This window comes from Mycetohabitans rhizoxinica HKI 454, from assembly GCF_000198775.1.
Classification (GTDB): Bacteria; Pseudomonadota; Gammaproteobacteria; order Burkholderiales; family Burkholderiaceae; genus Mycetohabitans; species Mycetohabitans rhizoxinica.
This window is the reverse complement of the sequence record NC_014718.1, coordinates 162681-186816: the sequence shown is the minus strand read 5'-3', so window position 1 is coordinate 186816 and position 24136 is coordinate 162681. Positions and strand designations below refer to the sequence as shown.

Sequence of the window (24136 nt, the reverse complement as noted above, 5' to 3'; positions counted from 1 at the left end):
GTGCCACTAGATCAGAAGTCCTTGATTAATAAAGGTCTGCGCGTAACGCGCACAGCCGCGACACCGCCGCGCCGCCCAAAAGCGTCGCATTTATGAACAGACTAGCTGCCGCGAGACACACCCGATGTTGCATTGCGCCATGAGTGTGGCCCGGTTCAGAACGTGCGCTTTACCGCTTATCGCTTTTCTGCGCGCGGGTTAAGACTCGTTCGGCATAACCAAACACCCCGCCGAGGCACCGGATCGACGCCCGAAAAGCGGTGTGATTAAACGCGCAAAACTGTTTCAAATTTGAATTGCCAAGCCGGTGCCAGTCTATGTTCGGCACCCCACACTTCGCCCTTAAATTATTGATTAATATTAATTTTTATTAATTTAACAAAATACAGAAACTGCAACCCGCGGATTTGCGTAATAGTTACCGATAATGGCCTAGACGCCACCCTTTCGATCGGCATCCATTGCGTCGATGTAACACCATCGACATCGAATTTACAGTTTGAAACGCGTGAACCGTGCGCGCGGCGGTGCGCGCACAACACAAAAGAGATTATTCGGGGAGGATATCGCTCGACGGCGTAACGTCGGAGGCGGGGGTAGGAGGCATTGCTGCATGGCAGGGGGATCCCAACCCAAGCGGCGCAGCGTACAAATCGCGCAGATGCCGCGCGACACTGACATCCGTATCGTTGCGATAACCGTCTATGCCGCAGACCATCATCGCGTGATTGACCAGCGCCAGCGCGCTTCTCGATACCCCGGTCCTCAACACCTGCATTTCATCGACGAAGGCGCCATCGCGCGGCGGCAAGCCGCCAGGACCGCTGCTGGCCTGCTTCAGTGCGCTGCCCAGATGCGCGCGCATCATCTGCAACAGCGCATTCGCTTCGGCAAGGCGCGCGGCACCGGGCATCAGCACGTGCGCCGACTCGCCCCGCCCCCTCGAGTAAGCCTGCGCTCGTTCCAATGCGCTGGTGGCGATGCCAACCCATACGGCGCTGTGCAGCAATTGGACAATCGCATGAAGGTTGCCTGCGCCATGGCGCGCCGTATGCAGGATTTGGCTCGACTCGCCCGTGACGACCACACGGAATTCGTCGCTGCACAATCCTCGCATGCCAAGCGCATCCCAGCTTTCGCGCCGCTCCAGCTTGTACTGTTCCTTGGACACGGCGATAAATCCATTTTCGCCCGCCGGCAGCAATAGAGCGTCCGCGTAAGCGCCATACGGGATCGTCGTGCCGTCGATCACCAGTGTGAATTGCTCCGCATGGTGCTGCAGCAATGCGGGCCTGGGCCCACTGGCGGTGCCCGCGACCGGGGTCGCGTCGGCCATACCGGCAATGCCGAACAGCATTTGCTCGGCGCACAATCGCTGCAGCAATGCGCGACTGGCCTCATGCGCTTCGTGATGCAGCACGAGCCATGCGACGCTCGCCTGGTGCATCGCGAACATCATCGCGCTGGATGCACAAGCGCGCGCCAGCGCCTCGCAAATACCCGCAACGGTCTTGAGCGATGTTGCGGCTCCGCCCAGTGACGCCGGCACCAGCGATGACATCAAGCCTGCTTCACGCAACGCGCCCAGCGCCTCGGTGGGAAAGCGCGCGTCGCGATCCACATCGGTGGCATGTTCAGACACGATGTACAGCAGCGGCTGCAGGTGGGCGTGTTCGGCCGGCCCGGACCATCGCCGTGAGCTCGTGCGGGCCACGCCGCCGACCTTGGCCGGCATCGCCCGCGTTGGGCCCCGCGCGATCGCTACCGCTTTCTGCCGCCCGGGCGCCACCATCATGCGGCTGCCTCGTCGGACTGGAGCTGCTTGATGGCCTGGCTCAACGAAGCAACGCTCGTAAACAACTCGCGCGTGAGCCACTCGTCCGGAATTTCGACATTAAAGGCGTTCTCAATCGCCATCAGGATCTTGACGGTGGCCAATGATGACATACCGGCATCGTACAGGCTGGCATCGTCGGGCAGCGACGCGATGGGCACGTCCAGGTCGGCCCATTGGGCAAGGATTTCTCGCAGCTTGCTATTCATGGTGTCCCCAGGTACGGCCCAGCGCCACTACTCGGCGGCGGCAGAGCCTGCCTCTTAAAGATTCGTTAATAATCGAACCGATTTAATCCGTTGAGAGGCATTGCATTCAGTACGCTTGCGAACAAAGTCGCAGCGCCGCCGGCCTGGGGACCGGGGGGGCGCACGCCCGACGCGTATCAGCAGCCACAGCGCGTCAATTGCGCTGCAAGAGCCGAAGATCCTTGACGATGTCGTTCAATGTCTCGTCAAGCATCGTGCGGCGACCGCTGCCGGCAAGGTCGAAAACGCAGTGCCAGCTACGTTCGTCTGGGTCGGGCAGCGTATCGGCGCCGGCATGTGGGCTGCCGGGAAGCCATGGATTGCGCCGATGCGCATGCAGCGATGTGGCGTCAGCCCGCGCTGTCGTCGATGAACACGACCGGTGGGGATCAAAATCGCACACCACCGCGTCGTCTGCGCAGGCAGTATCGCCCGATGTTCGCGCCGGCGGATGTGCCGAGTGCGGCGCGTCGTCCGGCGCGGCGCGAGCCAGTCTGGCCCGAGCGTCAGCGGCCAGCCCACGGCCGGTTGCGCGCGTCAACGACACGGCGCGCGACGGCTTCGGCCGGGTATCATCCTGGCCCTGGCGCGTGCGCATACCGTGCGAGAGCATCAGCCGGTACAGCGTGGCGCGGGACACGCCGAGTTCCTGCGCGGCACCGGCAAGCCGGTTCCGATGTCGCGCGAGCGCCCCTTCGATCGCGCGGCGCTCGGCGTTCTCGCGAGCGAGCGCCAGCGTCGGTGCCTGTTGCTCAAGGACATCCTCTAGCTCCAGGTCCTCGGGGGTGATCACTCGCCCCTCGGCCATCACGATCGCGCGGCGCACTCGATTGATCAACTCGCGCACGTTGCCCGGCCACGAATAACGATACATCGCGTTGAGCGCCGCCGCAGAGAAGCCGCGGATGTGCCGCGGGCTGTCGCCACGATAGCGCTCGAACATGCGCTGCGCAAGCAACTCGATGTCACGACCGCGGCCGCGCAGCGGCGGCTCCTCGAGCCTGAGTACGCACAATCGATGATAGAGGTCTGAACGGAAGCGCCCCGCGCTCACCGCCGCCTCCAAGTCGACGTGCGTGGCAGAGATGATTCGTACATCCACCGAAATCGCATCGTGTCCGCCCAGGCGTTGTATGGTGCGCTCCTGCAGAAAGCGCAGCAGGCCCGCTTGGCTCTCAAGCGGAAGATCGCCAATCTCGTCCAGAAAAAGCGTACCGCCATTGGCCGCTTCGACGTAGCCGATCTTGCGCTGATTCGCGCCGGTAAACGCTCCCCGCTCGTAGCCGAACAGTTCGGATTGCAGCAGATGAGGCGGAATCGCACCACAGTTGATGGCAACGAACGGCCCCGTTGCGCGAATCGACTGGTCGTGGATCGACTTGGCCGTGAGCTCCTTGCCCGTGCCAGACTCGCCGAAAATTAGCACTGGCGCGTCAGTATTGGCAACCTTGCCAATTACGCGGAATAATTGCTGCATCGCCTCGCAGGCGCCGATCATCTCGCCTTGTGCACGCGGTGCGTCGCCCCCCGCGTCAAGCTCTGCCATCTGGTACGCGCGTGCGACCACATCTACCACTAATTGCGCGGGGCCCGGCATCGCCACGAAGTCAAAACAATGGCTGCGCACACATCGACGCACATGCGCCGCCGCCAATTGCGCGGCCGTGGGCGTGGCCACCCACATCATGTCCGGGCGAAGCAGCACTGGTTCGAACTGCGCGATTGCCTCATCAAAGCCGCTGCTAACATCAAAGATGCCCACGCGTGCGCCAGTAGTGTTCACCAGGCGCTCTGCCTGACGCGCCGTATCGCACGTCGCGACGCTCCATCCATGCCGGGTCAGCAACCGTTGTAGCGCACGGTCCGCTGACCGCGTCACGTAGACGAGTTGCCGCCTGTGTCCGCTGTTCATTCACTCTGCCCCTTATCGATAGGATAGCGCGTGGCGCCCTGTCCCGGCGAACCTGTGCATCGTTGATGCATACAATCGCCCTGATCCCGCACACGGCCATACCTGAGTGACGGCCATGCCATCATCATGGACTGCGTACGAAAATCCAGCCCGTGGCGAAAAGCGTTGCGTCATGTCAATGCCCTTTTGGACGGGGGACAAGCCAGGTTGACGCACGGCCTGCGGCACGCAACGCCCCACGCTCGGACATCACCGCCTCACATTGCCTATTGGCTGGCCCGAGCGGTACACGGCGCTCGCGCGTCCGATCGCTGAGACCTGTCAGTCACCGATCCTGGCCTCTGCGAAGTTCTGTAAAAAGGTGCCGGTCTTTCAAGCACCGCCGAGACAAAACCCATAGTAAGCGAGCACGGCGTCATTATGGCGTCGAAGCGTTACAGACGCCGACGGTTTGTAAATCTTTGTATCTCCGCAGTCCCACGAAAATCCGGTATGGCATTGGCGCATTCGTGCCGCAAAGACTCCATTTCGCGACACCTGCAATGGTCTGCTTCGTTTTTGCTATGCTTGTCCATCCATCCCGGGTTACCACTCGAAACATTTCTTTCCCCTGACGTGTCCGATAGATCGTTTAGGCCGTCCAAATTAGGCAGCCGTTCACGGCGGGTAAGGAGAAACCGTGCGAAGCGAAGGCAACTCGCGCGAAGCAGCCAGCCTGTCAGCGTGCGTTTGCGTACAAACACTCGTGCCCCGCATCCGTAAAACCCTCGGTACGCGACGGGCGTGGCGTGCCGATAAAGAACGCCGCGATGAAAACGTTATATGACATCCTGGGGGTCACGCCTCACGCAACGCCAACCGAGTTGAAGGCGGCGTGGCGGCGTGCAGCGATGAAGTGGCATCCGGACCGCAATCGCGGGCGGGAGCACTATGCGCAAGCGCAATTCCAGCGGATTAACGACGCATACGCCGCGTTGACCAACCCGTTACGCCGCGCCCAATACGATCTTGCACTGCATGCCAGCGTGCGCCGTATTGCGCCGCAGTCCCACGGCCGTCATCGACGAACATCGCGGTGGCGGTGGAGCAAGTGGATGCGCCTGTTTCTACGCAACGCACGCAGGGTGCCACACGCGCGTAGGGCCGCACGAGACGTGTCACGTTCGCACTGGATGGCCGGTATCGGTACCGCGATCGCCGCCGTCGCGCTAATTGCCGACCTGAGCATCGACGATGCGCCACTGCGCTCAAATTTCGTGTCCACGACCGGGGCTGCGGCGGCGACGTCCGAAGCCGATCCTGCGCTGGAAGAGATGCATACTGCGCTCGCACAATTGCGCGCGCTGGCGCGTACCGCGCGCGACGATACAGCCCCGGCGGGACACGATCGTCATCCGCGCGGCAGCATCAATGAGGCGCATAGGCGCGGAATAATCTGTGGTCCCGGGGACCGGACTCGAACCGGCAAGCCGTGAAGCGGCGGATTTTCTTCACACCACGCCTTTCGGCGCCGCCGATCATCGCGATGACCGGCGTTCGTGCGCTGGACTATGCCTTCGCCATCGCGCGGTGCCGCTCGTGTTACTGCGGTATCGCGCATTAGGCGCCCTCCGTCTAGTCTCTACACCTTCCTGCCAGGCCCAGCAGGCCCGACCGGCTTGGCTCGGCGTTGCCTCGGCTCATGCGCCAGGGGGTTCGCCGAATTTGAAGGGTTCTACATCGGCCGTTTCCGGCCGTGCACTCAAATTGTTAAGTCCGCTATGTTTACCAATTTCATCACCCCGGGAAAGGGCGGAGCGCATTCTACCATCTAGACGCGCAAGAAAAAAGCCATGCCCAACGATCTGCATCGCCGGGCATGGCCGCATTTTGATCTGTTGCACGGCAGCACCGTTGTTGCAACGATAAATCCGTCGGGGACCCGATAAGCGTCGTCGTTGTACGGGGCAATCATCACTGCAATAGCGCGGATCCGCTTGTGGGCAGCCCACAGTTGTCACCAGCGACTGCCGCGCGCTGAGCAGCAGGCTGCTTCGCTGCAAGAGACCGTCCCCAGCATGGAAGCGCTGACCACGCCCGTGAAACGGAACGCGCAGAACGTGCAACAGGCCAGCCCGCAGGCTGCTAACGCATCGGAAGTGGCGCACGAAGCCAGCGCCGTGGTCAGCTAAGTGGTGGAGACGATGACCGATACCAGCGCCCGCTCGGCCCACGTTGCCAAAATCACCGGCATCCTCAAAGGCATCGCGTTTCAGACCAACATTCTTGCGTTGAACGCGGCCGTGGAAACGGCGCGCCGAGGAACAGCGGCGCGGCTTCGCGGTCATCGCAAGCGAGGTGCCCGCGCCGGACCAGGGCGGCACAGCTGGCCGCATTAGGCGCTTCGGTGGCAAAGGGCAGCACCTTGTCTGCCACGACGCGCGTCAGGAAAACTCGAATGGCATCGGAAACAGTGAGACCCATCGAGGCCAACGTTTGCGCAGCCTGCGCTTTGAGGGCCTCGTCAATACGGATATGAACCATTGTCGTTGCAGCCATTACGACCTCCTATCATGTAAGATACTTTGTATCTCGCCCAGCAAGTCAATACCACTTATCGAGATGAACGGTTCATATATGCAGATTTTTCCGACGCGCCGTCTGGCAAGATTTTGCGTGTAGGCGTGGTAGGTTAAAATCGTGATGAGAGAAAGGGATGGATTCGTCTTTACAGCCTATGCTGGAAGCGGTTGACGCCGACAAGGCGAAGCTTGATGCAGCGCGTCCACTGCCGCCGCATACGGTCGCATCACTGCGCGAAAAGCTGATGCTGGAATGGACGTACCACTCGAACGCAATCGAAGGCAACACGCTAACATTGCGTGAGACGAAGGTGGTACTGGAAGGCATTACGGTGGGAGGCAAGTCGCTGCGCGAGCACTTCGAGGCCACGAACCATCGCGACGCTATTCTCTACGTCGAAGAGATCGTCGCGAAGAACGAGACGCTGTCCGAATGGCAGATTCGCAACCTTCACAGCCTAGTGCTGAAAGGGATTGATGACAAAGAAGCCGGCCAATATCACCATGAGAACGTGGTGATCGCGGGCGCTAGTACAACGCCGCCGGACTTCCTGCATCTGCCGGCCGAAATGGCTGCGCTCATTGATTGGCACGCGCAAGCTCAGACGGTGCATCCTGTCACGCGTGCAGCCGAGCTGCATACACGGTTTGTAAAAATCCACCCGTTTGTGGACAGTAACGGCAGAACGGGCCGACTGCTGCTCAACTTTGAGTTGATGAAGTTTGGTTATCCACCTGCCGTTATCCGTAAAGAAGATCGCCTCGCTTACTACGACTCATTGGATGAGGCGTGCGTGACAGGCGATTACAGCGGCATTACACAGTTGGTCGCTGCGTCGGTTCAGCGTGCTCTCGGCACATACCTTGACGTGCTCGGTCTGCGCGAGGATCACCGCTGAAGACTGTGGTTCAGCGGCACGAGGTCGATGTTTCATCGCTGCGCCAATGGATTGCTGGTTATCCCGCACACGCTGAGGCAGGTGTTGCCAAAAAGAAGCGAGCGTTCTACAGCGTCGAATTCAAGCTTTCGGTGCTGAAGCGGATGCGTGAAGAAGAGTTGCCACATCGACAAACTGCCGCTGCGTTCAATGTCCGACACTTCAACCCCATGCCCATGCGAGTCGTCCTCGCTAGTCCGTACGCAAGCGCAATACGGAGCCGGACGCGGGGCGCCAACTATCATGCGCGCAATGTCGCCCACATGGCGACGCGCACGCGTAACAATAGCGCATCCGGGCTACCTGATACGGCACGCTGTGATAGCATCGTGTTGTTTTCTTCATTCCCCGTTCTCCGGTTGAGACCCGCCATGCGCGTGTTCCTGTTCCCAGTGCCGTTGCGACGTCGCCACGCCATGCGTGCGGCGGCAGCGGCGCGCGCGATCCGAACGGACCGACCTGGTATCAACCTGCTCCGATACATCGCCGCGGCACCGCTTTCATTGGCCCGGCACTCGCACTAAGCGGCCCCTTGTTTCAGCCGCTGCCTGGGCGGGTACCGGGCGCACCCAACCATTTGACTTTTCGTTGCGTTGGAGAAACAAGATGAAGACCTGCTATCTGACAGAAACCGACGTCAGCCGACTCGAGCGCCATGCGGCACAAGCGAGCCCGCAATCCGGCTACCAGACGATGCTTGATGCCCTGCTCGAGCGCGCGGCCGTGGTTGAAGCCACCGACATCGACCCGAGCGTCGTTACGATGAATTCGACTGTGACGCTGTCGAATCCATCGTCCGGCGAACGCATGACGTGGACCGTCGTCTACCCACCGAACGCCGACTTCTCACAGGGACGGTTGAACGTGTTCTCGCCGGTCGGCCTCGCGCTGCTCGGCGCAACGCCGGGCGACGAGTTGCGCGTGACGCCCCCCAGCGGGGCACCGCAAACGCTCAAGGTCGAGCAGATCGTATTCCAGCCCGAGGCGGCTGGCGACTATCGGCTTTGACACCGTGGCCGCGCCGGCCCGACGGCGCAGCCGTGCCGTCGGGTGTGGCCGCGGGCGTGCCCCCGGTCAGCCGCCCAGGTACGCGCTTTTAACGCGTTCGTTAACCAGCAAATTCGCGTCGGTATCGGCCAGCACCACGCGGCCGGTTTCCACTACGGAGCCGCGATCGGCCACCTGCAGTGCGTTGTTCGCGTTCTGCTCGACCAGAAACACCGTCACGCCCTCGTCGCGAATCGCGCGAATGATATCGAAGATCTAATACCATGCGCTCGAGCCAGCGCGCCGCACGCTTTAGTGCATCGCGTTCCACGCGCCGATATACCGGCGTGGCCAGCAACCCGCGCAATAGCCCGCTTTGAGTCAACCGGTGCTGCGCGGCTAGCAGGTTCTCGATCACGGCCAACGACTTGAACAGTCGGATGTTCTGGCATGTGCGCACCAGCCCGCGGTGCGGATCGAGGCTGCCGCCGCTGCGGGCGACAACGTCCGCCCGCCTTCGTGCGATAATCCCGGCCGCGTTTGCCTACTCGCGTCCTCGCCCGTATGCCCAAGCCCGTCAAAAGACGAAAGAACATCGAATGTCCCCCCATCGGCGCGCTGATGCGCTATCGACAACGGATCGTGCGCGTCGTCGCCGAAGCCCGCGGACAGCGCGCGATGATCGAATCGATCGATGAAACGGGGCGGACGCTGATAAGCACGGTCAAATGGATCAGCCTGTCCAGCCTGGGCAGGCAGCTGTTTTGACATCGAGCGCAGGGCAACATGCCTGCGCGCGGCACGGCGTCACGCGGCGCTCACCGCGTCCTTGAACGCCTTGCCGGGGATGAACTTGGCGCTAACGTAGCGCGATCCGCCGCCGATCAGTAGGTCTCCAAATGGAGGCGCCCTTCACGTCTGAGGTCAGCCCACACCCGTTGCCAATCCAATCCATAACACTGCGCAATATCCCTGAGTGCGAGCAGTACCCCTTCTTCCATTCCCTTCAGCCCGCACACATAGACATGGGTATTGCGGTCCGCCAGCCATGGCCCCACGTCGGCCGCTCGTTCGCGCAGCGCATCCTGCACGTACCGCTTTGGCCGCCCGGGCATGCGTGAGAACGCGAGCTCGGCATCGATAAAGTCTTTCGGTAGGGTCGTCAGTGGCCCAAAATACGGCAACTCCTGCGGCGTGCGCGCGCCAAAGAACAGCATCAACCGGCCGCTCGCGCCATCGCCCCGATGTCGGCGGCGATATTCGGTCATCGCGCGCATCGGCGCGGCACCCGTGCCGGTGCAGATCATCAACAGGTGTGAACCGGGATGGTTTGGCATCAGGAACGTACTGCCGAACGGACCGATCACCGCAACCCGGTCACCTTTGCGCAGGTCGCACAAGTAATTCGAACACACGCCGAGGGCAGGGTTGCCCTCGTGGTCGCAAGTCACACGCTTGACCGTGAGCGATACATTGTTGTAACCGCGCCGCTCTCCGTCACGCGGGTTGGCCAGCGAATATTGGCGCGCGTGGTGCGGCCTGCCGTTGGGCGCGGCGCCCGGCGGCACGACACCGATCGATTGGCCTTCGAGTACGGGGAAGAGCGTCGCGCCAAAGTCCAGCACGATGTGATGGATGGCACTGTCGGCAGACTCGTCCGTCAAGCGATAATTGTCCGCCACGATTGCCGTAGCGGGCGCATCGCACGTATACAAATTCACATGCGGTCTAGCCGCCGACCCCGGCGCCACGCTGGCGCCCCGCAGTACGTCGCTGCTGCTGACCGCCAAGTGCTCCGGCCGGTGCAGGGCGCTCGCGACGCCCACGCCGGCACCCTGCTGGGCGGGCGACTGTCGGGGCGGGAGTTCTTCCCAGGCAAGCTGGGCGTCGATACTGTACGCATCGGCCTCGAGCACTTGGTGCCAATTGTCGATCGCGCCGGTCGGACACGGCGGCACGCACGCCATGCAGCCATTGCAAACCTGCGCGTTCACGACGTAGTTGTTCGCATCGTGCGTGATCGCATCATTCGGGCACGTCTCCTCGCACGTGTTGCAACGGATGCAGACCTGCGGATCGATCAAGTGTTGATTCAGCATAGCCATTGGCGCCGGCGCATGTCAGCGGTCAATTGAACCTGACATATTGGAAGTCGATGGGCTGCCGGTTAATGCCCATCGCCGGCGGCGCGATCCAGTTTGCGAACCGACCCGGCTCGACTACGCGGCCCATTAGCGAGGCCACGAACGCGCGATCTTCCGGCGTCGGCAGCCAACTTGCCTGGTTGGCCGCCCATTCGGCTTCGTCGATCACCCGACCGTGCGGCGACACGCGCACGCCGGCAAACGAGCCGATCCTGCGGTTGAATGCCTTGTGCGGCACGCTTAGTCTAGATTCAATGCCCGCCTTCTCCAACGCCTTATTCCAACGGTTAACGCCGGCTATCGAGTCCTTGATATAGTCGTCACGTAGCACTTCGTTCATCGCGTTAAGCATCGGCACTTCGCGCTCGACCAGTTGACCGTCGCGCACGTCGAGCAGCCAGTAGCGCTGTGTATCGAGCCGATGATCGTCGTCCCGCTTGCTCTCCCCAAAACGCCCCTTCAGGCCCAATGAGTAGAACGTCGCGGCATTGGATGACTGGTCTGCGCCGAACAAGTCGATGGTCACTGAGTAATGGAAATTCAGGTAGCGCTGGATCGTCGGCAAGTCGATCACGCCCGCCGCCCGCAGCGCACTCACATCGTCTGTGCACAACGCGTTCATGACCTGAGCGGTGCGCTGAATTACTCGCGACACGCCAGACTCACCGACGAACATATGGTGCGCCTCCTCCGTCAGCATAAAGCGGGTAGTGCGAGCCAGCGGATCGAAGCCCGATTCGGCCAGCGCCGACAGTTGAAACTTACCGTCGCGATCGGTGAAGTACGTAAACATGAAAAACGCTAGCCAGTCCGGTGTGCGTTCGTTGAACGCGCCCAGAATGCGGGGATGGTTTTCGTCGCCGGAGCGGCGCTCCAGCAGCGCCTGCGCTTCCTCGCGGCCGTCGCGGCCGAAATAGCGGTGCAGCAGGTACACCATCGCCCACAGGTGACGGCCTTCCTCGACGTTGACCTGAAACAGGTTGCGCAAATCGTACAGCGACGGCGCGGTCAGCCCGAGGTGCCGCTGCTGCTCGACTGACGCGGGCTCGGTATCGCCCTGCGTAACGATGATGCGCCGCAGTTTCGCGCGATGCTCGCCAGGCACGTCCTGCCACACTGCCTCGCCGCGGTACTCGCCGAATTGAATCTTACGATCGGGCTCGCCGGGCGCCAGAAAAATGCCCCACCGGTAATCTGGCATCCTGACATAGTCGAAATGTGCCCAGCCGCCGGGCTCGACGCTCACCGCGGTGCGCAGGTAGACGTCGTCGAGCTGGCTGCCAGATGGTCCCATATCATTCCACCACGACAAGAAATTCGGTTGCCACTGCTCGAGCGCGCGCTGCAGCATGCGGTCATCGGCCAGGTGGACGTTATTGGGAATCTTGTCGCTGTAATTGATCGAAGACATGATCGATTCCTTGATCGAAAAACGTTGCATGCGTGCGCCAGCAACTCGCCTTAAACGCGAGCGACATCGAATTGAGGCTTGACGCCCTCGCCATAAACCTTCAACGCGCCTTTGTCGCCGGCCGCATTCGGGCGATTGAAAATCCAGTTCTGCCATGCACTGAGGCGTCCGAAGATCCGCGACTCCATTGTTTCCGGACCGTTGAAGCGCAGGTTGGCTTCCAGACCAGTCAACGCATCCGGCGACATCGCGGCGCGCTCCTCGAGCGCGATGCGGATCTCATCGGACCAGTCTAGGTCGTCGGGTGCGGCGGTGACTAAACCCAGTCGTTCCGCCTGCAGCGGATCGACCGGTATGCCGATCTTGTCGCGCAGCGCCTCGAGCAGCGCGTCGTCACCGTAGAAGCGCCGCGCCAGCCGCGACTGCTGCGTGACCATCGGGTATAGGCCGAAATTGGCCTCGGACAGCACGATTGCTGGCTGCTGCGACAGACTGCCCGGCAGCGCCTGCATGTATGAACGGTCCGCCGCGAACGCGAGTTCAGCGAGTGTGCCGGCAAAGCATGACCCAGATTCAATCAGCGCGAACAATGATCGCGACGACACGTCGATGCGCGCCAGCGCACGACGCAGCAAGCCAATCGTCTCGCGCACGAACCAATGATCACGATGGCTCATAAGCGCAGCATCGACGTCAAGCACGGCCTGCGCATCGCCCGATGTCCTAAGAACCCACGTGCCGATCTCGCCTTCGTTCGTGCGCAGCGACAGGATCGCATCATCCAATTCGCGGCCGAACCGCAGCGGCCACCAGTTGGCCCCGGTCGCAACGATCGCATCGAGGTCCGCGGGCTGCGGCCCACATGGCGCCTTCGCGGTCAACGTCGCGGTGCGCACGGACCGATCTAGCCTGACCTCGAGCGTCTGGTACACGATGCCGTCGTCGTGGGTGCTGCGCTCGATCGGGGTCAATGCGACGCCCCGCGCGTCGCCGGGACGATCGCTTTGTGCCGCTAGTTCGAGCGCGCGCGCCTGGACCGCCTGCGCAAACTGGCTGGGCTTGACCACCTCGTCGACCAGCCGCCATTGTTTCGCGCGCTCGCCTCGAATACCCTCCACCACGGTGCAGAACAAATCGGCCCGGTCGTGTCTGACCTTGCGTTTATCGGTGAGCCGCGTGAGGCCGCCGGTGCCGGGCAGCACGCCAAGCAACGGCACCTCCGGCAACGCGACAGACGATGTCCGGTCATCGATAAGCCAGATCTCGTCGCAAGCCATCGCAAGCTCGTAGCCCCCACCGGCGCACGCGCCATTCACGGCAGCCAAAAACTTCAGCCCCGAATGGCGCGATGCATCTTCGATGCTGTTGCGGGTTTCATTCGTGAACTTGCAGAAGTTGACCTTCCACGCATGCGATGACATGCCAAGCATGAAAATGTTCGCGCCGGCGCTAAACACCCGCTCTTTGCTGCTCGTGACCACAACGGCGCGTACCTCGGGATGCTCAAAGCGGATACGCTGCAATGCATCGTGCAGTTCGATGTCCACGCCCAGATCATAGGAATTGAGCTTGAGCTTATAGCCGCTGCGAATGCCTCCCCCCTCGTCCACATCGAGTGCCAACGTCGCCACCGAACCGTCGAAGCGCAGTTTCCAGTGCTTGTAGCGCGACGGATCAGTACGAAAGTCGACGGGGGCAGCAACGGGTTCCAGCGTGGCCATAGGCGTCTCCGAACAAGGCAGTACACGATTGTTTATTTGAAAAATAGTGCATGACGACGCCATCGCAAAGGCAATTAATGAACTTTATTTCATATTTTGGCTAATATTCAGACACACAAATTAATTATCCGCCACCAGCCGCACGGCCAGCCGATCGCGCAACTGCAAATAAGCATCGGCCAACGTCTTATCGCTGGTATCGAAACTCAGGTCGGCCCGGCCGTACAACTCGCCGCGCCCCGCCAGGATCCGCTTTAAATCTTCCATGGCCTCGCTGCTGCCGGACATTGGACGCAGATCACCTTGGGCGATGACGCGACGCATATGTTCGTCCGGGTTGGCTTGCAGCCATACCGTAAAGCAATGGGCGAGCAGCATGTTGAACGTGGCCGGCTCCGACACGAGGCCGCCCGTTGTCGCGATCACCGCGCGCGGGTGTTCGGCAATCACCGCCTCCAGCGCGCGATGCTCGTAGCGCCGGTACGCGTTAGCGCCATATAGCGAGTGAATTTCGGACGGGGAGCACCCGGCTAGCTGCTCGATCACCCGGTTGAGTTCGACAAACGGCACCTTGCGCTCTTGCGCCAGCATCCGGCCAAGCGTGGACTTGCCGGCGCCCCGCAAGCCGATCAGCGCGATCCTGTGGTTCCGGTCGGGGTCGCGCTGCGTCTGCTCGAATAGGTCAGCGAGCGCCATGCGTGCGCGTTGTAGTGACGCCGGATCGCGCCCGTGAAGCAACTGGCGAATCAACAGCCATTCGGCCGACGACGTGGTCTCGTCGCCGATCACTTCCGCGAGCGGGCAATTCAAAGCCAGCGCGATCTGGCGCAGTACCAGCACTGAAGCGTTACCGACGCCGGACTCTAAATTCGCTAGATGCCGCTCCGACAGGCCGGTTTCAGCCGCCAGGCTCTTGCGCGTCATCCCGCGTCGCGCCCGCAGCAGTCGCACGCGCTCGCCCATGGCGGTCAGGAACGGATCGCGCGGATCACGTCCGGCGAGCGAGCCGTCGTTGGCGGGCGACTCGGGACCGTACTCCATGGGCGAGTTGGCAAGCCGCCGCGATGTATCACTGTGCTTCATATTCAGCCACTTTTGTCACCCTGTCACTATATATGCACTATATTGCTTGACAACAGCATGCTCAACGACTAATTTCATCCCCATCGTACTGAATGATAACCGTGGCCAGCCACCGGCATCGCATCACGGCGGCATACCGACGCCGCTGACCGACGCCCGCAACGCTAACCCGGAGGCCCACATGTCGCCACAAGACTTTCACCGCATGATCGCGCGTGTAACGGAACCGTTGGTCGGACGTGAACTTGACGGCGCGCTGGCCGACTGGCTCAATACCCGCTGGTCGCCAGAGAGCACCGAATACCGCGAGTTGGCGCAAGCCTGTCGGGCCGGTGTCTCACAGGGTTGGATGTGCAACCGCGAACACGCGGGCATCCGTTATGGCCGGATTTTCAAACCCGACGCCAGCATTGGCGGCTTCTCCGTCGACATGGCCGACGTGGCCGGCCCACATCACGTCCATCCGCACGGCGAGATCGACTTGATCATGCCGCTCACGCCGAACGCAACGTTTGACGGCCACGCTGCCGGCTGGTGCGTCTACGATCCCGGCAGCGCGCATCGGCCAACGGTCTCGAACGGCCGCGCGCTGGTGATGTATCTGCTACCCTACGGCGCAATCGAATTCTCCCCCGCCTGATCAACATACCAGGCTGCACGGCATGCGCGGCGGTCCACCACACGCATACCTGCCGTGCGCGTGCTTGCGCGCTGGCGTGTCATGGCCCCCTTTCGCGTCATTGTCGGAGGAAAAATGCAAGCCTTAATGGAGTCCCACGCTGGCGCGACGATTTCGGCCAGCTCGCCGCCGGCCCAGTTTAACTTCGCCACGCATCTGTTCGAGCTGAATCGCCAGCGCGCGCAGCGACTGGCCTACATCGACGACGCTGGCACACTCACTTATGGGGCGTTGCAGGAGCATGCACGCCGCTTCGCGAGCATCATGCGTGCACAAGGGGTGCGGCCGGAAGAGCGGATTTTGCTGGTGATGCTGGACACCGTCGAGTTGCCCATCGCGTTCCTCGGCGCGCTTTATGCCGGTGTGGTCCCGGTCATTGCCAACACGCTGCTCGGCCCAAGCGAATATGCGTACATGATCGCGCACAGCCGCGCACGCATCGTGATTGCTTCCGCGTCACTGCTGCCCGCCGTCCTGCCAGCACTGGACCAAGCACAGGCCGATTCATGCGAGCTCATTGTCAGCGGCGTCGACCACGGTGCGATGCCAGCGTCTCACCACAATACTGCGCCCACGTTGCAACACTTGCTGGACACCGCGATGCCCACGGCCGAGCCGATCCGCAGTAGCCGCGACGACATCGCATTCTGGCTCTATTCGTCTGGTTCGACCGGCAAGCTGAAGGGTACCGTGCATACCCACGCGAACCTGTACTGGACTGCGGAACTGTATGGCAAGTCGGTGCTGGCCATCAACGAGCATGACGTCGTGTTCTCGGCGGCCAAGCTGTTCTTCGCCTACGGATTGGGCAACGCGCTGACCTTTCCACTCTCGGTCGGCGCAACCACCGTGCTGATGGCCGAACGCCCCAGCGCAAAGGCGGTGTTCGCACGGCTCGTACGGCATCGCGCCACAATCTTCTACGGCGTGCCCACACTGTACGCAAGCATGCTTGCCTGTGCGCGCCTGCCCAGACGCGAGCAGGTTGCGCTGCGCCTCTGCACGTCCGCCGGCGAGGCGCTGCCCAAGGCGGTCGGCGAGCGATTCAGCGCACACTTTGGCTGCGAGATCCTCGATGGCATCGGCTCGACGGAAATGCTGCATATTTTCCTGTCGAATCGGCCGGGCGACGTCGAGTATGGCACCACCGGCACGCCGGTACCTGGCTACGAGGTCGAACTACGCGACGAGACCGGCGCGCCCGTCGCGGACGGCGAGATCGGCGACCTGTTCATTAAGGGCCCCAGCGCGGCGCTGATGTACTGGTGCAACCGCGAGAAGTCCCGTACGACGTTCCTGGGCGATTGGTTGCGCAGCGGCGACAAATTCCGCCGCCAGCCCAACGGCCGCTATGTGTACGCGGGCCGCAGCGACGACATGTTCAAGGTCAGCGGCCAGTACGTCTCACCCGTCGAGGTCGAGATGTCGCTGGCGCATCATGAGGCGGTGCTGGAGGCCGCCGTCGTCGGCGTCGAGCGCGACGGTTTGCTGAAGGCGTACGCGTTTGTCGTGCTCAAGGCTCACGTGAGTGCGTCGGATGCGCTGGCCGATGAGATCCGAGCATTCGCCAAGCAACGGCTCGCGCCGCACAAGTGTCCGCGCGAAATCGTCTTCGTCGACGAGTTGCCGAAGACCGCGACAGGTAAAATTCAACGCTTCAAGTTGCGAGCACAATCCTGAGGCCTTCATGCATCATTGCGCAAGCTCCGCCAGGGCACACACCGCCAAGGCCGGCACACCGGGCCCAGTCACCACAGATGGCGGGCTGACGACGCTGCCCGCCGGTGCGACGCGCGGCACGCTGCAAATTGAGTATCGTTGGCTGAACCGCACGCGTCACGACGCGCCGATCGCGGTATTTTTGCATGAGGGACTGGGCAGCGTGGCGATGTGGAGGGACTGGCCACAAACGCTGTGCGACGCGCTCGGCTGGCGCGCACTCCTCTATTCGCGGCCCGGCTACGGGCGCTCCACGCCGCGCGAGCCGGGCGTTAAGTGGCCCGTGCGGTTCATGCACGAGCAGGCCCACGACGTGCTGCCGTCGCTGCTCGATGCGCTGGGCATCGACGCGAGCGAGCGCGCGCGGATGTGGCTCATTGGGCATAGTGACGGCGGCTCGATCGCGTTGCTGTACGCCAGCGCGTTTCCTCGCGCGCTGGCCGGTGCGGTCGTCATCGCACCGCACGTGAGGGTCGAGCAGCTATCGGTGGACAGCATCGCGCAAATGAAGATTGACTACGAACGCGCGAGCCTGCGCAACAAACTTGCACGCTACCACGACGATGTCGATTCCGCATTCTACGGCTGGAATGACATCTGGCTGGACCCGGCGTTCCGTGACTGGGACATCACCGGCATGCTACCGCGCATCCAATGCCACCTGCTGGCGATTCAAGGCTACGACGACAAGTACGGCACGATGGCACAGATCGATATAATCCAGCACAACGTGCGTCACGCGCGGGTGGCCAAGCTGCCCACCTGCGGCCATTTGCCGCACCGAGACGCACCGGTCGAACTCAATCGGGTGATTGCGGACTTCATCCGCGCCACGACCTTTAACATGTAGTCGATGTCCCCTGTTACCGAGAAGCACTCCTGTATCTACGTAAGTTCGACAATCCGTTCGCGAAACGGTGCCCTGTGGCGGATAGGCCCGCGCTCCATCGTCACATGGATGGACGCGACGACGTCAATGCCTATTTTTGGTGCAGCGCGGCGGGCCTCGTACTGCTTGATCACACCGTGCTCCTCCAGGCGCCGACGGCAACACAGCGTCTGCGCCAGCGATAGCCGGATCGTCTTAGCCCACTCCAAGTGTGATGCACGCGCCTGTTCCTGTAGTACGCTCAATAACTGGCGGACCGTACAATCGAACTCGAGTATCTGCACTTTGATTCCCGGTTTTCGCAAAACACGGAACTTTATAGCAAGGGTTTACCTCAGCGGGTTGCACAATACTTTTTCCCGACGCAATCGATAAACTCAGCGTGTACTCAAGGGCCGCATGGCCGGCCGACTTCCCCATTGACACGGCACCACACCGAATTCCACAAGAATAGAGGGTCACATGGTAGTAGCAAACAATACAGAGACCGCACTCAAGCGCGGATTGAAAAACAGGCATATCCAGTTGATTGCGTTGGGCGGCGCCATCGGCACCGGTTTGTTCCTGGGCATCGCGCAGACGATCCAAATGGCGGGACCGTCAGTATTACTCGGCTACGCGTTGGCCGGCGGCATTGCTTTTTTGATCATGCGGCAACTCGGTGAGATGGTGGTCGACGAGCCGGTCGCCGGCTCGTTCAGCTACTTCGCCGACAAGTACTGTGGCCGCTTCGCCGGCTTCCTGTCTGGTTGGAACTACTGGGTACTGTACATTCTCGTGGGCATGGCCGAGTTGTCGGCGGTCGGCATCTATATCCAATATTGGTGGCCCGGCGTGCCGACGTGGGCCTCGGCGCTGGCGTTTTTCGTGCTAATCAACGCGATCAACTTGGGCAGCGTGAAATCCTACGGCGAGATGGAATTCTGGTTCTCGATCGTCAAAGTGGCCGCGATCGCCGGCATGATCGTATTCGGCGCCTACCTGCTGTTGTCCGGCTCGGCGGGCCCGCAAGCGAGCATTGCCAACCTGTGGCAGCACGGTGGCTTTTTCCCGAACGGCGCCACTGGCCTGGCGATGTCGATGGCAGTGATCATGTTCTCGTTTGGCGGCCTGGAATTGGTCGGCATCACGGCCGCCGAGGCCGACGATCCGCACAACAGTATCCCGCGCGCCACCAACCAGGTCGTCTACCGAATCCTGATTTTCTATGTCGGCGCACTCGCCGTGCTGCTGTCGCTCTATCCATGGCAGAATATCACTAGCGGCAGCAGCCCGTTCGTGATGATCTTCCACGCGATGAACAGCAACGTGGTGGCCACCGTGCTCAACGTCGTGGTACTGACCGCCGCGCTGTCAGTTTATAACAGCGGGGTCTACAGCAACAGTCGAATGCTGTACGCGCTCGCGCAGCAACGCAATGCGCCGCGCGCACTCGGCGCGGTGAACCGGCGCGGCGTGCCGGTCGCCGCCCTCGCTGTATCGGCGACAATCACCGGCGTGTGCGTGGTCATTAATTATGTGATACCAGCCCAGGCGCTTGAACTGTTGATGGGGCTCGTGGTATCGGCGCTGCTGATCAACTGGGCCATGATCAGCATCATCCACCTGCGCTTCCGGCAGCATAAGCGCAGGACCGGCCAGACGAGCCGCTTCGCCAGCGTCGGCCATCCGTTCACGAACTACCTGTGCCTGGTGTTCCTCGCCGCGATCTTGATCGTGATGTACCGCACGCCGCCGTTGCGCCTGTCGGTCTACTTAATTCCTGTCTGGCTGGCAGTGTTGGCGGTAAGCTATCGCTTTCGCCAACCCAGTGCGCCGTTGACGATATCCGGCGGGACCTCCAAGCGGTAACATCTTATCTTTTCAGGATAGTTCATGTTCGAGCACGTCGAAGCGTTTCCCGGTGATCCGATCCTGTCGCTCAACGAGGATTTCCAGGTTGACCCTCGGTCCGACAAGGTGAATTTGAGCATTGGCATCTACTTCGACGCGCACGGCAAGCTGCCGGTGATGGCTGCCGTGCGCGATGCGGAGCAGGCGCTGGCCGGCGCGATCGGACCCCGTCCCTACCTGCCGATGTCGGGACTGCCCGCGTATCGCGACGCAGTACAACAACTGGTGTTCGGCGACACATGCAGCGCGCGCGCCGGGCGGCGCATCGCGACGCTGCAGACACTGGGCGGCTCGGGTGCGTTGAAAGTCGGCGCAGACTTTCTGCGACGCACCTTCCCCGATGTGCAGGTGTGGATCAGCGACCCCAGTTGGGAAAACCACCGCGTGGTGTTTGAACGCGCCGGCTTCACGGTGAACACCTATCCGTACTACGATGGCGCCACCGGCGGCTTGCGCTTTGATGCGATGCTCGATGCGTTGCGCGCTATTCCGAAGCGCCACATCGTGCTACTGCATGCGTGTTGCCATAACCCGACCGGCGTCGACCTGGACCACGACCAATGGCGTGAGGTCATCTCGCTAATCGAGCAAAACGAGCTGCTGCCGTTCGTCGACATGGCGTACCAGGGTTTTGGCACGGATCTGGACGATGATGCCTTCGCGGTGCGAGAACTGGCCGCGCGCGGCATATCGTGCCTAGTCGCGAACTCGTTTTCGAAGAACTTTTCGCTGTATGGCGAGCGCTGCGGTGGCCTAAGCGTCGTGTGCCGATCCGCCGACGAGGCAACACGCGTACTCGGGCAATTGACCGGCGCGATACGAGCTAACTATAGCAATCCGCCGACCTATGGCGCCAAGGTGGTGCACAAGGTGCTCTGCACGCCGGCGCTACGCGCGTCTTGGCAGTCCGAACTCGCCTCGATGTGCAAGCGCATTGCCGCGATGCGCCGCGCGATCCACCAGCGGTTGCAAGGCCATATCGCCGACGAAGCCTTGTCGCGCTATATCCGACAGCGCGGCATGTTCACCTATACCGGACTGAGCGCCGCGCAGGTGGACCGGCTGCGCGCCGAGCACGGCGTGTATCTGGTTCGCTCCGGGCGGATGTGCGTCGCGGGCCTGAACGAGCAGAACGTCGGCGTGGTCGCCAACGCCCTCGCAAGCGTGCTGCGCGCGTGACGGCTGGCGAACGCTAGGCCCGTACGGCTCACTCGCCCGCTGAAAAAGGCGTGGCCCGCGTCGCAGCCGGCCCGCGACGAACCCAAGTATAGTGATAGTAACGCCCATTGCCGCGATACGCAGAGCAGGAACACGCCTGGCATGCCAAAGAACACAACGGGGCCCCAAGACCGCTGAATTGGGACGACCTGCGCTACTTCCTCGAAGCCGCGCTGGGCGCCGTGCTGTTCGACAAATCGCGCAATATTACGCGGCGCTGCAAGGCCATGCGCTAGCGATCCTGCCGTGCTTTATTGAGGCTCGAACACCCGTGCACCAAACTGGCACGATCACTGCACTCGGGAGGTTGCCCATTCTTTTCAGTGAGTCGAACTAACACGATCGGTGCGGTGGCGCTCAGCGCGCCCGTCGTCATAGTTTAGTGCGATCTGCGCGAACATGTCGTTGTCGAATGGCTTGTGGTAGCCGGCGCCGTCTATTACGCTGATAAAAAGCCATTGCCAAACTGCGCGCAAAAGCCCAAGTCGAACTCCGGCCGATAACGGCGACTGCCCAGGTAGCGCGGTGCTACACCGCTGCCGTCCACGATCGTATCGGTGTTCTCAGCATGAGCCGGTGGCGCGACGGGCAGCGTGGCCAGCGGTAACGCTAGGGAGAGCAGACGTTTGTACGCGGGTCGAAACGCGGGTCGAAAAAAGGTTGTGGTGGAAACGATAGTCTAGGAGCGCACCGACTTTACATTTGTTTTGAAGTGGTGCAGATTGGTGTCCAAGTTTGACAGGTTGTCTTGGGCTGTCTGCGCACTATCCATGGCACCGCCAGGCCGGATAGAATCGGCCAGTGTGACGCAAGAAAGACCATGGAAGACGTACCACTCAAACACAAGGTCCTGCTGGTCGAGGATGACGACCGGCTCGCGCAGTGGGTGCGCGAGTACCTCGACAACTACAAGCTCTCGGTCCATGGAGACCGGCGCGGTGACGTCGCGCTGGATGCGCTGCGCAAGCACCGTCTCGCGCTGATGATCTTGGAGCCGATGCCGCCGAACTTGAACGATATGGCAGTGTGCCGCCGCATCCGCAAGCTGTCCAACGTGCCGTGCTGATCCTGACCGCACGCGTGGACGCCCACGATCAGATCGCCGGTCTAGAGACCGGTGCGAACGACTACAGGATCAAGCTCCTCGGGCCGCGGCTGCTAATCGCGCGGGCGCGAACGTTGCTGCGCCGCATGCAGCCAGCGCCGACGGCGGTTGGCGCTCCACCGGTCGGCGACGCGCTAAGATCCGGCGAGATCGTGGCCTCGCCGCCCAATCGCAAGATCACATGGCGCGGCGAAATGCTAAAAGCGCTGCGCGGCATCGAATTCGACGGACTGGACCATTCCGTCAATTCCAGCATCTCGCGAGTCAGGCGACGCTTCGAAACTTCTTCGGAGCCGCGCAAGGTCAAGACCATCTGGAGACGCGGCGACCTGTTCAGCCCGTCCGCGTGGGAGGAGTAAATGCTTCGTTCGCTGATCCGTCTGTACTTGGCCGTCATCGTCGTCGCAGGCGCCGCCATCGTATTGGTCGACGTGTCGTCCGTTCGCATTTTTTCCGAGCGCGCCAGCGAGCAGGCGCGCCATTCGCTGAGCACCTACGCGTTTGTACTGACCGACTATCTCGAGCGGCACGCCGGCAATCAGCGCGCCGCGGCGCTACGCGCGTTGAGCAAGCATGACGCTGAGGGCTTCAGCCTCATGACATGGCAGGACGTCGAGCAGTTGCTCGACGCGCGGCAGTTGAGCGAGCTGCGTGCCAGCAAGATCGTGCACGCCAATCCGCAGGAGCCGACCTATCTGGACATCCAGATCTACGCATACGGGTTCATCGTGCTCGCCACGCTGTTGGCCGTCGGGGCATGGGTTCATTACCACTGGCGCGATCTGCGCGCACTCGAGGCCGCCGCCCGTGCATTCGGCGCAGGCAAGCTGTCCACGCGGGCCCCGATATCCAGCAAGTCGAGCATCTATGAGCTGTCGCGGCAATTCAACGAGATGGCCGAGCAGATCGAAGCCTCGATCCTGCAGCAACGTGACATGATGTACGGTATTTCGCACGAGCTGAAGACGCCGCTAGCCAGACTCGAGTTTGGGCTGGCACTGCTTGCATCGCCGGACTCGCCTGAGCGCCAGCGCGAACGCTACGACGCGCTACACGCTGACGTGCGGGAACTCGACGATCTGGTTACCGAATTGCTGACACTATGCCGTTTTGAGCAGCGGGCGTCGCACAAAACGCCGATGCGCGTGGCAGTCGGCGAGCTGCTCGATAGCGTCGCCGACAGCGTCGCACATGACGTCGGCAACCGAGGGCTAACACTGTCGGTATCGACGCAGGGCGCGCCACAGTGGCACGTATGCGATCCGAAGCTGGTCGCCCGCGCGTTATTAAACCTGGTCCGCAACAGCCTGCGCTATGCAGCCAACACCATCACGCTGAGCGCGACGACTGACGCGCATGGCGCGCTGCAGCTTGCTGTCGAGGACGACGGCCCAGGCATCCCCGTCGAAGATCGGCAACGGATATTCGAGCCGTTCTACCGGCCGCACTCCAGCCGCGACCGGCAAACCGGCGGCTTCGGCTTAGGACTGGCGATCGTGCGACGCGTCGCGCTGCTGCACGGCGGCAGTGTATGGCTCGAGCACGGTGAACTTGGCGGCGCGCGCTTTGTCATGACATTGCCTGCGCTGCCGGGCGAGGAACCCCAGCAATCGCTGACGGAGGAGCCTGTACCCGCCGCGGCGTGAAGCGGCTCCCCCTGTGGACGGTGCGCCCCCGGACTTGAGCGAAAGATCGATTCGATTTGTTTATCGTCTCCATGTTTTCAAGGATTCGAGCACATCGCAGCGCTCCGACGATTGTCGCTTGAGTTCGCCGATAGGGTAAAGCGTCGTT

19 protein-coding genes and 6 pseudogenes are annotated in these 24136 nt (G+C 61.8%); 13 read left to right on the top strand and 12 right to left on the bottom strand.

Translation table 11 applies throughout. The features are described from left to right. Nucleotides 1-550: 550 nt before the first annotated feature. From RBRH_RS12835 to RBRH_RS12825, 3 genes and pseudogenes are all read right to left on the bottom strand, one after another. Nucleotides 551-1795, bottom strand: a complete 1245-nt coding sequence (locus RBRH_RS12835) for an acyl-CoA dehydrogenase family protein (protein ID WP_013428456.1) — start codon at nt 1793-1795, stop codon at nt 551-553. Continuing rightward, a complete protein-coding gene (locus tag RBRH_RS12830) occupies nt 1792-2043 on the bottom strand; it encodes an acyl carrier protein (protein ID WP_013428455.1) in 252 nt (83 codons plus the stop codon). Before RBRH_RS12830 ends, RBRH_RS12835 begins: the two co-directional genes overlap by 4 nt. Before the next feature lie 601 nt (nt 2044-2644). Next, nucleotides 2645-3994, bottom strand: a pseudogene (locus RBRH_RS12825) (sigma-54 dependent transcriptional regulator); the annotation flags it as partial. Between the two features lie 809 nt (nt 3995-4803). Between RBRH_RS12825 and RBRH_RS16395 the strand changes: the two are divergent. Further along, the gene (locus RBRH_RS16395; RefSeq protein WP_049786513.1) at nt 4804-5469 is read left to right on the top strand and encodes a J domain-containing protein; all 666 of its coding nucleotides are present in this window, start codon (nt 4804-4806) and stop codon (nt 5467-5469) included. 708 nt (nt 5470-6177) lie between these two features. Then, nucleotides 6178-6243 (top strand): annotated as a pseudogene (locus RBRH_RS20465) (hypothetical protein); the annotation flags it as partial. Here the strand turns inward: RBRH_RS20465 and RBRH_RS17695 are convergent. Next, nucleotides 6230-6532, bottom strand: coding sequence for a type II toxin-antitoxin system RelB/DinJ family antitoxin (locus tag RBRH_RS17695; RefSeq protein ID WP_013428450.1), 303 nt, complete (start codon nt 6530-6532; stop codon nt 6230-6232). The pseudogene RBRH_RS20465 and the gene RBRH_RS17695 overlap by 14 nt on opposite strands. Nucleotides 6533-6689: 157 nt before the next feature. Here RBRH_RS17695 and RBRH_RS12805 point away from each other — a divergent pair, with 157 nt between their 5' ends. Beyond that, entirely contained in the window at nt 6690-7454 is a 765-nt protein-coding gene (locus tag RBRH_RS12805; protein ID WP_013428448.1) for a Fic family protein, read from the top strand. A 32-nt stretch (nt 7455-7486) separates the two neighbouring features. Here the strand turns inward: RBRH_RS12805 and RBRH_RS19220 are convergent, their stop codons facing one another. Beyond that, entirely contained in the window at nt 7487-7654 is a 168-nt protein-coding gene (locus RBRH_RS19220) for a hypothetical protein (RefSeq protein WP_157864518.1), read from the bottom strand. A gap of 445 nt (nt 7655-8099) precedes the next feature. Between RBRH_RS19220 and RBRH_RS12795 the strand changes: the two genes are divergently transcribed. Then, the gene (locus tag RBRH_RS12795; protein ID WP_041754681.1) at nt 8100-8501 is read left to right on the top strand and encodes a GreA/GreB family elongation factor; all 402 of its coding nucleotides are present in this window, start codon (nt 8100-8102) and stop codon (nt 8499-8501) included. A gap of 66 nt (nt 8502-8567) precedes the next feature. Here RBRH_RS12795 and RBRH_RS17690 read toward each other — a convergent pair. Together RBRH_RS17690 and livG are read right to left on the bottom strand one after the other, a co-directional pair. Continuing rightward, a pseudogene (locus tag RBRH_RS17690) lies at nt 8568-8756 on the bottom strand (branched-chain amino acid ABC transporter ATP-binding protein); the annotation flags it as partial. A 1-nt stretch (nt 8757) separates the two neighbouring features. Continuing rightward, a pseudogene (livG, locus tag RBRH_RS19690) lies at nt 8758-8949 on the bottom strand (high-affinity branched-chain amino acid ABC transporter ATP-binding protein LivG); the annotation flags it as partial. Nucleotides 8950-9044: 95 nt separating this feature from the next. Between livG and RBRH_RS12790 the strand changes: the two are divergent. After that, nucleotides 9045-9248, top strand: a complete 204-nt coding sequence (locus RBRH_RS12790) for a hypothetical protein (RefSeq protein ID WP_041754678.1) — start codon at nt 9045-9047, stop codon at nt 9246-9248. A gap of 116 nt (nt 9249-9364) precedes the next feature. On the opposite strand, the gene boxA is transcribed toward RBRH_RS12790, so the two are convergent. The 4 genes from boxA to RBRH_RS12770 form a co-directional block, all read right to left on the bottom strand. Continuing rightward, complete coding sequence (boxA, locus tag RBRH_RS12785) at nt 9365-10585, bottom strand: benzoyl-CoA 2,3-epoxidase subunit BoxA (protein ID WP_013428443.1); 1221 nt, start codon at nt 10583-10585, stop codon at nt 9365-9367. Between the two features lie 22 nt (nt 10586-10607). Beyond that, a complete protein-coding gene (gene boxB / locus RBRH_RS12780) occupies nt 10608-12035 on the bottom strand; it encodes a benzoyl-CoA 2,3-epoxidase subunit BoxB (protein ID WP_041754962.1) in 1428 nt (475 codons plus the stop codon). Nucleotides 12036-12085: 50 nt separating this feature from the next. Beyond that, nucleotides 12086-13756, bottom strand: a complete 1671-nt coding sequence (gene boxC / locus RBRH_RS12775) for a 2,3-epoxybenzoyl-CoA dihydrolase (protein ID WP_041754676.1) — start codon at nt 13754-13756, stop codon at nt 12086-12088. A gap of 120 nt (nt 13757-13876) precedes the next feature. Further along, nucleotides 13877-14797 (bottom strand): helix-turn-helix transcriptional regulator, encoded by a 921-nt coding sequence (locus tag RBRH_RS12770; RefSeq protein WP_157864611.1) that lies wholly within the window; start codon nt 14795-14797, stop codon nt 13877-13879. 223 nt (nt 14798-15020) lie between these two features. On the opposite strand from RBRH_RS12770, the gene RBRH_RS12765 reads away from it, so the two are divergent. The 3 genes from RBRH_RS12765 to RBRH_RS12755 all read left to right on the top strand — a co-directional run bounded on the left by RBRH_RS12765 (nt 15021) and on the right by RBRH_RS12755 (nt 18087). Beyond that, nucleotides 15021-15479, top strand: a complete 459-nt coding sequence (locus tag RBRH_RS12765; RefSeq protein ID WP_041754672.1) for a DUF4863 family protein — start codon at nt 15021-15023, stop codon at nt 15477-15479. A 114-nt stretch (nt 15480-15593) separates the two neighbouring features. Further along, complete coding sequence (locus RBRH_RS12760) at nt 15594-17198, top strand: benzoate-CoA ligase family protein (RefSeq protein ID WP_041754671.1); 1605 nt, start codon at nt 15594-15596, stop codon at nt 17196-17198. A 7-nt stretch (nt 17199-17205) separates the two neighbouring features. Continuing rightward, nucleotides 17206-18087: an alpha/beta fold hydrolase gene (locus RBRH_RS12755; protein WP_013428437.1), complete on the top strand. Its 882-nt coding sequence runs from the start codon at nt 17206-17208 to the stop codon at nt 18085-18087. 35 nt (nt 18088-18122) lie between these two features. Here RBRH_RS12755 and RBRH_RS12750 read toward each other — a convergent pair whose 3' ends face one another. Next, complete coding sequence (locus tag RBRH_RS12750) at nt 18123-18410, bottom strand: Lrp/AsnC family transcriptional regulator (protein ID WP_049786511.1); 288 nt, start codon at nt 18408-18410, stop codon at nt 18123-18125. A 178-nt stretch (nt 18411-18588) separates the two neighbouring features. Between RBRH_RS12750 and RBRH_RS12745 the strand changes: the two genes are divergently transcribed. The 5 genes and pseudogenes from RBRH_RS12745 (at nt 18589) to RBRH_RS12730 (ending at nt 23988) form a co-directional block, all read left to right on the top strand. Then, a complete protein-coding gene (locus RBRH_RS12745; RefSeq protein WP_013428435.1) occupies nt 18589-19977 on the top strand; it encodes an amino acid permease in 1389 nt (462 codons plus the stop codon). 24 nt (nt 19978-20001) lie between these two features. After that, nucleotides 20002-21198 (top strand): amino acid aminotransferase, encoded by a 1197-nt coding sequence (locus RBRH_RS12740; RefSeq protein ID WP_013428434.1) that lies wholly within the window; start codon nt 20002-20004, stop codon nt 21196-21198. A 193-nt stretch (nt 21199-21391) separates the two neighbouring features. Beyond that, nucleotides 21392-21508 (top strand): annotated as a pseudogene (locus tag RBRH_RS20460) (LysR family transcriptional regulator); the annotation flags it as partial. A 549-nt stretch (nt 21509-22057) separates the two neighbouring features. After that, nucleotides 22058-22701 (top strand): annotated as a pseudogene (locus RBRH_RS12735) (response regulator). Further along, nucleotides 22702-23988: an ATP-binding protein gene (locus RBRH_RS12730; protein ID WP_013428428.1), complete on the top strand. Its 1287-nt coding sequence runs from the start codon at nt 22702-22704 to the stop codon at nt 23986-23988. It begins immediately after the preceding pseudogene. The last annotated feature ends 148 nt before the right edge of the window (nt 23989-24136 follow it).